Source organism: Agrobacterium genomosp. 13 str. CFBP 6927 (assembly GCA_900012615.1).
In the GTDB taxonomy this organism is placed as follows: domain Bacteria; phylum Pseudomonadota; class Alphaproteobacteria; order Rhizobiales; family Rhizobiaceae; genus Agrobacterium.
Genome location: LT009756.1, coordinates 2,266,441 through 2,273,664, shown reverse-complemented (window position 1 = coordinate 2,273,664; position 7,224 = coordinate 2,266,441). Strand labels below are relative to the sequence as shown.

The following is a 7,224-nucleotide window of genomic DNA, read 5'->3' as shown; positions in this document are numbered from 1 at the left end:
TACGCGGCACCCTCGGAACGCATCGATGCTCGCCGCATGACAGATAACGACCGCTTATAACGCCGATCAAAATAACTCGCTTGTCCCTTATCCGCCCCGTTGCGATAAGCCATGCATGAGCATCGACAAGCCACTTTCCGCCAAACATCTGACCGCACTTGGATTTTCCGGGGCGCTGATGATGGCCTCCGCCATGGGTTTCGGCCGCTTTTCCTTCACCCCCATTCTGCCCGGCATGATGGCGGATGTTCCGCTTTCGGCGGGGGATGCGGGGATCGTGGCGGCTGGGAATTTCGCGGGTTATCTGGCCGGGGCGGTTCTCGCAGCCTATTCGTGGGGTTCGGGACGGGAACGGCTGGTGGCGCTTTGCGGCCTGTTTTCCACCGGGGCATTGTTGCTTGCCATGGCGGCTTTCAATTCCGTCGCGGCCTTCACCGTCATCCGGTTTCTGGCCGGTGTTGCCAGCGCGCTGACTATGATCTTCACCTCGCAGATCGTTATCGGCCATGCCGTCAAGGCGGGCAGGGACAGCGTTCAGGCGCTGCACTATGGCGGCGTCGGTGCGGGCATCGCGATCTCCTCGCTTGCGGTGTATCTGATCGGCGTCGTTTTTGATGGCGGCGGTTCCTCATGGCGGGAGGAGTGGATCGCAGGCGCTGTCTTTTCCTTCATCACATTCATTCTCGTCTGGCGGGTGCTGCCCGCAGGTCCGCCGCGACATGCATCCTCTGTGGCGGAGCCGCTGCTCCACTGGACGCGGCCGCTCTTCCTGACGACGCTGGCCTATGGGCTTTTCGGTTTCGGTTACGTCATCACCGCCACCTTCATCGTGGCGATCGCCCGCATGGCCGCCGCCGGTGCTTTCGTGGAGTTTCTGGCCTGGTTCATCACCGGCTGCGCGGCTGCCATTTCGCTTTTTCTCTGGAAGCCTGTCTTGAAATCGCAGGGGCTGAAACGCGCTTTCGTGATCGTTCTTGCCGTCGAAGCCGTCGGTGTTTTCGCTTCCGTCATGCTGCCGCCGGTGCCGGGTGTTCTCGCCGGAGGCATGCTTCTCGGGCTGACCTTCATGGTCATCACCGCTTATGGCCTGCAGCTCGGCCGGGAATTTGCCGGGCCGAGCCCGCGTCGTGCCTTTGCGCTGATGACGGCTGCTTTCGGCACGGGCCAGATCGTCGGGCCGCTCGCCGCCGGCTGGATTGCCGAGGTAACGGGCAGTTTCACCGCGCCCAGCATTCTCGCTTCCGCCGTGCTCGTCGTCAGCATTGTTCTGATGTTGCCGGTGCTTGCCACGGAGCGGCGGCGTTAAGTCTCTGACGACGTCCTGACCGGTCCGAATTCACGCTGTTTTGCGGGGATCGCGCCACCATCTGCGCCTTACATCTTGTTAAGGTCAGCGCTTCTTCATTGCTGTGCACAAATTTCTGCCCTAGGTTCGGGCCATCTAGTGCTTCGCCAATAATGGCTGATTTCAAACGCGCGTGAGTTCGAAACGTGTTTCATTCCTTTTTTCCCAAACCGAAAATCTTCTTCACGTCGGCCATTATCTGGGCTTTTTTCGCCATTCTCGGATGGTACTTCATCGTTGAAGGGTTAGGTCGGTCTTGGGGCTATGTAATGCCTGAACAGGAACCCTACGATCTCAGCTATTTCCTGGTCCCGGCTAACCTGTTCTTTTACGGCTATCTGGCATTGTGTCTGGCGGCGTTCGGCGGCGTGTGGACCGTTATCGCCAAGGATCATCCCTGGAAATTCTGGTCCATCTGGGGATCGCTGCTGATTATCGCGGTGACCTATTTCGGCGTTCAGATTTCCGTCGTCATCAACAATTTCCGGCGGCCTTTTGGCGACCTTTTGCAAAATGCCCTGTCGAAACAGCCGGGGATCGAGGTCTGGGATTTTTACAGCCTCCAGATCGTCTTCGCCAAGATCGCCTTCCTCAGCATGGCGGTTTCGATCCTGACGGATTTCTTTACCAGCCATTATATCTTCCGCTGGCGCACCGCGATGAACGACTTCTACATGTCCAAATGGGAAAAGCTGCGCCACATCGAAGGTGCCTCCCAGCGTGTTCAGGAAGATACGATGCGGTTCTCCTCAACGCTTGAGGGGTTGGGTATTACGCTTATCAACTCGGTGATGACGCTCGTCGTCTTCCTGCCGATCCTGTTTGCGCTGTCGTCCTATGTCTCGGAATTGCCGATCCTCGGTGAAGTGCCGCATGCGCTGTTCTGGCTGGCGATTGTCTGGTCGGTATTTGGTACGGTGCTTCTGGCGACAGTCGGCATCAAGCTGCCCGGCCTGAACTTCCGCAACCAGCGTGTGGAAGCCGCCTATCGCAAGGAACTGGTCTATGGCGAGGACCACGCCGACCGCGCCCAGCCGCCGACAGTCAAGGAACTCTACTCCAATGTGCGGAAAAACTATTTCCGCATGTACTGGCACTATCTCTATTTCAACGTCGCGCGATATTTCTACATTCAGGCCGATGCGGTGTTCCTGCTTCTGATGCTCGTTCCGACCATCGTGGCGGGCAAGATCACCTATGGTATCTACCAGCAGATCGCCACGGCCTTCGGTCAGGTCAGCAATTCGTTCCAGTATCTGGTCAATTCCTGGACCACGATCATCGAGCTGCTGTCCATCCACAAACGTCTTGTGGCCTTCGAGGCTGCAATCGACGACAAGCCCCTGCCGGATATTGACGAGCGCTATCTTCAGCGGGAAGCGGAAGCCGGAGAGCTGGCGGCCAACAAGCCCTGATGGAGAACAAAAAAGGCGGCCGATTGGCCGCCTTCAGGTCTTGAGCACGTCCTACGGAGACGATGTGTTTGGTGAACTGCCTCATCCGCACCCGTCACCCCGGACTAGATCCGGGGTCCAGCGCGATCAACTCCTTGATCGCAAAAGACTCTTATCACGGCGCAGACGCGCCGTGGCTGGATGCCGGGTCAAGCCCGGCATGACGCAGGAGGGGTGTTCGACCTTTGTCACGAACCGGAGAGTATGAGGAAGTTTACCCCTCGGTCTTTTGTTTCTTCCGCGCCTCGATCATCGGCATCGCCTCGGCATAGCTCACACAGGCGACATCCTGCCTGCCGCAGACTTCGCGCAGCAGCCGCTCATAGGCGTTCCAATAGGCGCCGCCATTCATCTTCACGAAGTGAAAGCCCATCTGCAGCGGAATGCGTTCGCCATTATATTGCCTGTCAAAAGCTTTGCGGAAGGCCGTATAGGCGCGTTCCTCGAATTCCTTCGAACGATCGGGCGTTTCGACGCCGATGGAGTGGCGGATGAAGAGATTGTAGTCCATGGCGATGATCGGGCGGTTTTCCGGACCTTCGGGAATGAGCGGCAGGCCGAAATGCTCTATGCCCTCGCGCTCCACCGGCCATTCCGGCCCCTTGGTGATGCTGGTGGCGTCATAAATGAAGCCGTGCTTTTTCTGCGCGGCGGTCAGCGCCGGCCCCTGTGAGAGATAGGGCGCGCGAAAACCGTTGATCTTTTTCACCATGTTGCGCCAGCCTTCGGGTTCCTCGCCCTTTTTGCCGATCATCTGCCAGGCGTTTTCCAGCGTGCTGGTGAAGGTGGTGAATTCGCCGTCCCATTGTTCGGCGGTCCATTGCCCGCCATCGAAATGGCCGCAGGTGTGGTTGCCGATCTCGTGACCTTCGCGATAGGCCGCCCAGATGTTCCTCAGCCTTGCCTCCACCTCTTCGGGTGACTGGCCGAAACCGACATTGGAACGACCCGCCTTCTGGCCAGGCCCCTGATAGGTCTTGGCGCTGGTCTTGCGGTCCATCACCAGCGTGCAGGCCAGGAAATAGGTAAAATGCGCGCCGACTTGCTTGCCCGTCGCACGGCTTCTTTCCCACAGCGAATTGTCGCCCGCCCCGTCGAAGGACACGATGACGAGCTGCTTCGGCTTCTCAGCCTCTTCGGCAAAAGCGGGAAGGGCGGTAAGAAGCGACAGGGAAAAAGCGGCAAGTGAGCGAAACATCAGTCATCCGTCATATGAAACATCCTGGCCTTTTGCGGGTGGAATAAGGCGAAGCTTTGAATAGTCTGGCGTTTTCGTGACTTTCGGCCTAATTCCTGTTGCAGCTTGCGGTGATAAGGCCGCTTCGTTCCACCGGGGGACCGTGTTTCATGATTTTTCTCGCACTCTGTCTTGCCTTGTTTTTGCTGACGCATCTTTTGAAGGTGGTCGCACCGCAGTTTCGCACCCGGATGATCGCGGCGATGGGAGAGGGGCCTTTCAAGGGCGTCTATTCGCTCGTCAGCCTCATCACGCTTGGCCTTGTCATCTATGCCTTCGGTGAAGCGAGGCAGGAAACCGGAATGTTGTGGTATCCGCCGGTGTGGATGAGCCACATTGCCGTGACCCTGATGCTGCCGGCGATGATCTGTCTTATCGCCAGCCTCATACCGGCTGGCCACATCGCGACGAAGACGAAACATCCGCTCATCCTTTCGGTCAAGATCTGGGCGCTTGCGCATCTTCTGGCCAATGGCGAGACGTCTTCGATCCTTCTTTTCGCATCGTTCCTTGCCTGGGGCGTGGTGATGCGGATTTCGCTGAAGCGCCGGGAACGAGCGGGCGAAAAAGTGGTCCGGGACTTCGTTTCAAGCCGCTACGATTTGGTGGCCATTGTCGGCGGCATCGTTCTGTGGGGTGCATTCATCCTGAAACTGCACGAATGGTTGATCGGCGTTCAGCCCATCGCCATGTAGGAAATCAACGTTTCCCCCTTACATATCAGGCAAAATAGGCTAGAAGGCCGACCATGACCCGGTTGGCCTGACTTTTGCTGACCCGGGTAAGCGGCTTGGTATGTCCGCGAACGGATGGATCGGCGACGATCTCCGCGCGGGTAACGGAGAATTTGATGGCAAACGAAAATGATACCTTTATCCGCGAAGTGAACGAGCAGATCCGTTCCGAGCAGCTGTCGCGCTTCTGGGGCCGTTACGGTATCGTGGTCGTTGGCGCCGCCATTCTCGTGGTTGTCGGCGCTGCCGGCGCCGGCATCTACGAATACTGGAACACCAGCCGCGCTTCGAATTCCGGGGACCAGTTCCTTGCGGCGCTGAAGCTTGCTTCTGAAAACAAGACGGACGATGCGCTGAAGGCCTTTGCCGATCTGGAAACCTCCGGCCACGGCAATTATCCGGTTCTGGCGAAGTTCCGTTCCGCCACGCTGTTGTCGCAGAAGGGCGATGTGGCCGGCGCCATCGCCGCCTTCACCGCCATCGGCAACGACACATCCGCGCCGCAGGTCTTCCGCGATACCGCAAAGGTGCGCGCGGCGTGGCTGCTGGTGGATAACGGCACCTATGACCAGGTCGTCGCACTGGCCGAGCCGCTGAGCGCCGAGGGCCAGACCATGCGGGCGTCAGCCCGTGAGGCGCTGGGTCTTGCCGCCTACAAGGCCGGCGATTTCGTCAAGGCCAAACAATGGTTCGAGCAGATCGTTGGCGACGCGCAGGCGCCGCGCAACGTCACGAACCGCGCACAGATCATGCTCGACAACATCACCGCTTCGGGCAAAGCTGCTTAACGCCGCTTCGCCACGCGAGATCGCCCCGGCATTTCTTCGCATTGCCAAAGCGATCCAACTCTTTATTTTACGCATGTCTTTTGCCCAAAACAGGTAACGTTTTGGGCAGACTTGCTTCAAGGAACCAGGATCAATGAGCTTCACCGTCGCCATAGTCGGGCGCCCCAATGTCGGCAAGTCCACGCTTTTCAACCGTCTCGTCGGAAAGAAGCTGGCGCTGGTGGACGATACGCCGGGTGTGACCCGCGACCGCCGCCCCGGCGATGCGAAGCTTGTCGACCTGCGTTTCACCATCATCGATACCGCCGGTCTGGAGCAATCCGGGCCGGAAACGCTTCAGGGACGCATGTGGGCGCAGACCGAAGCGGCAATCGACGAAGCCGATGTGACGCTGTTCGTCGTCGACGCCAAGGCCGGCCTGACGCCCGCCGACGAGACGCTGGGCGAAATGCTGCGCCGTCGCGGCAAGCCGGTGGTGCTGGTGGCCAACAAGTCCGAAGCGCGCGGTTCCGATGCCGGTTTCTACGATGCCTTCACGCTCGGCCTCGGTGACCCTTGCCCGATCTCGGCCGAACACGGTCAGGGCATGATCGATCTGCGCGACGCCATTGTTGAGGCAATCGGCGAAGACGTCGCTTTCCCGCCTGATGTGGATGAGGCGGAAACGGATATCGTTCTGCCGCGCAGCGAGCCGGGCAGCGAGGACGAGGAAGACGAAGAGCCGGTTTATGACGAGACCAAGCCGCTGCGCGTCGCCATTATCGGCCGGCCGAATGCGGGCAAGTCGACGCTCATCAACCGTTTCCTCGGTGAAGACCGGCTGCTGACCGGCCCGGAAGCGGGCATTACCCGCGACAGTATTTCGGTCGAATGGGACTGGCGCGGCCGCACCATCAAGATGTTCGACACCGCCGGCATGCGCCGCAAGGCCAAGGTGACGGAGAAGCTGGAAAAGCTCTCGGTGGCGGATTCACTCCGCTCCATCCGTTTTGCCGAAACCGTGGTGATCGTGTTCGACAGCACCATTCCCTTCGAAAAGCAGGATTTGCAGCTGGTCGACCTCGTCATCCGCGAAGGCCGCGCCGCCGTGCTCGCCTTCAACAAATGGGATCTGGTGGAAGACCCGCAGGCCTATCTGGCCGATCTGCGTGAAAAGACCGAGCGTCTGCTGCCGCAGGCGCGCGGCATCCGCGCCGTGCCGATTTCCGGCCAGACGGGTTATGGCCTCGACCGGCTGATGCAGAATATCATCGATACCGACAAGATCTGGAACCGCCGCATCTCCACGGCCAAGCTGAACCGCTGGCTGGATTCGCAGACGACGCAGCATCCGCCACCGGCCGTTTCCGGTCGTCGTCTCAAGCTGAAATATATGACGCAGGTGAAGGCCCGCCCGCCGGCATTCATGATTTCCTGCACGCGGCCGGAAGCTATTCCGGAAAGCTATACGCGTTATCTGGTGAACGGTCTGCGCAAGGATTTCGACATGCCGGGTGTGCCGATTCGTGTGCATTATCGTGGGTCTGATAATCCGTTCGAGAGCAAGGCGAAGAAGCGGCGTTGATTTTGACGTGAAGGGTCGCCGCGTATTTCTTCTCCCCATTCGGGAGAAGGTGGCCCGAAGGGTCGGATGAGGGGGCACCCTCTCCGTATATCTCGACCGTCG

General features: G+C 59.2%; 6 protein-coding genes. 5 read left to right on the top strand and 1 reads right to left on the bottom strand.

Features of this window, described 5'->3' with window-relative positions; all coding sequences use genetic code 11:
* Positions 1-115: 115 nt before the first annotated feature.
* Both AGR13A_RS11340 and sbmA read left to right on the top strand, forming a co-directional pair.
* Positions 116-1,306 carry an MFS transporter gene (locus AGR13A_RS11340; RefSeq protein WP_080835573.1) on the top strand — a complete coding sequence of 397 codons (1,191 nt, stop codon included), beginning with the start codon at positions 116-118 and terminating at the stop codon, positions 1,304-1,306.
* Between the two features lie 185 nt (positions 1,307-1,491).
* Positions 1,492-2,760 carry a peptide antibiotic transporter SbmA gene (gene sbmA, locus AGR13A_RS11335; protein WP_080835570.1) on the top strand — a complete coding sequence of 423 codons (1,269 nt, stop codon included), beginning with the start codon at positions 1,492-1,494 and terminating at the stop codon, positions 2,758-2,760.
* A 253-nt stretch (positions 2,761-3,013) separates the two neighbouring features.
* On the opposite strand, the gene AGR13A_RS11330 is transcribed toward sbmA, so the two are convergent.
* Positions 3,014-3,997 (bottom strand): polysaccharide deacetylase family protein, encoded by a 984-nt coding sequence (locus tag AGR13A_RS11330; RefSeq protein WP_080835567.1) that lies wholly within the window; start codon positions 3,995-3,997, stop codon positions 3,014-3,016.
* A 149-nt stretch (positions 3,998-4,146) separates the two neighbouring features.
* Here AGR13A_RS11330 and AGR13A_RS11325 point away from each other — a divergent pair, with 149 nt between their 5' ends.
* From AGR13A_RS11325 to der, 3 genes are all read left to right on the top strand, one after another.
* A complete protein-coding gene (locus tag AGR13A_RS11325) occupies positions 4,147-4,731 on the top strand; it encodes an NnrU family protein (RefSeq protein ID WP_080835564.1) in 585 nt (194 codons plus the stop codon).
* A gap of 155 nt (positions 4,732-4,886) precedes the next feature.
* Entirely contained in the window at positions 4,887-5,558 is a 672-nt protein-coding gene (locus AGR13A_RS11320; protein WP_080835561.1) for a tetratricopeptide repeat protein, read from the top strand.
* A 133-nt stretch (positions 5,559-5,691) separates the two neighbouring features.
* Positions 5,692-7,122 (top strand): ribosome biogenesis GTPase Der, encoded by a 1,431-nt coding sequence (gene der / locus AGR13A_RS11315; protein WP_080835559.1) that lies wholly within the window; start codon positions 5,692-5,694, stop codon positions 7,120-7,122.
* Positions 7,123-7,224: the final 102 nt, after the last annotated feature.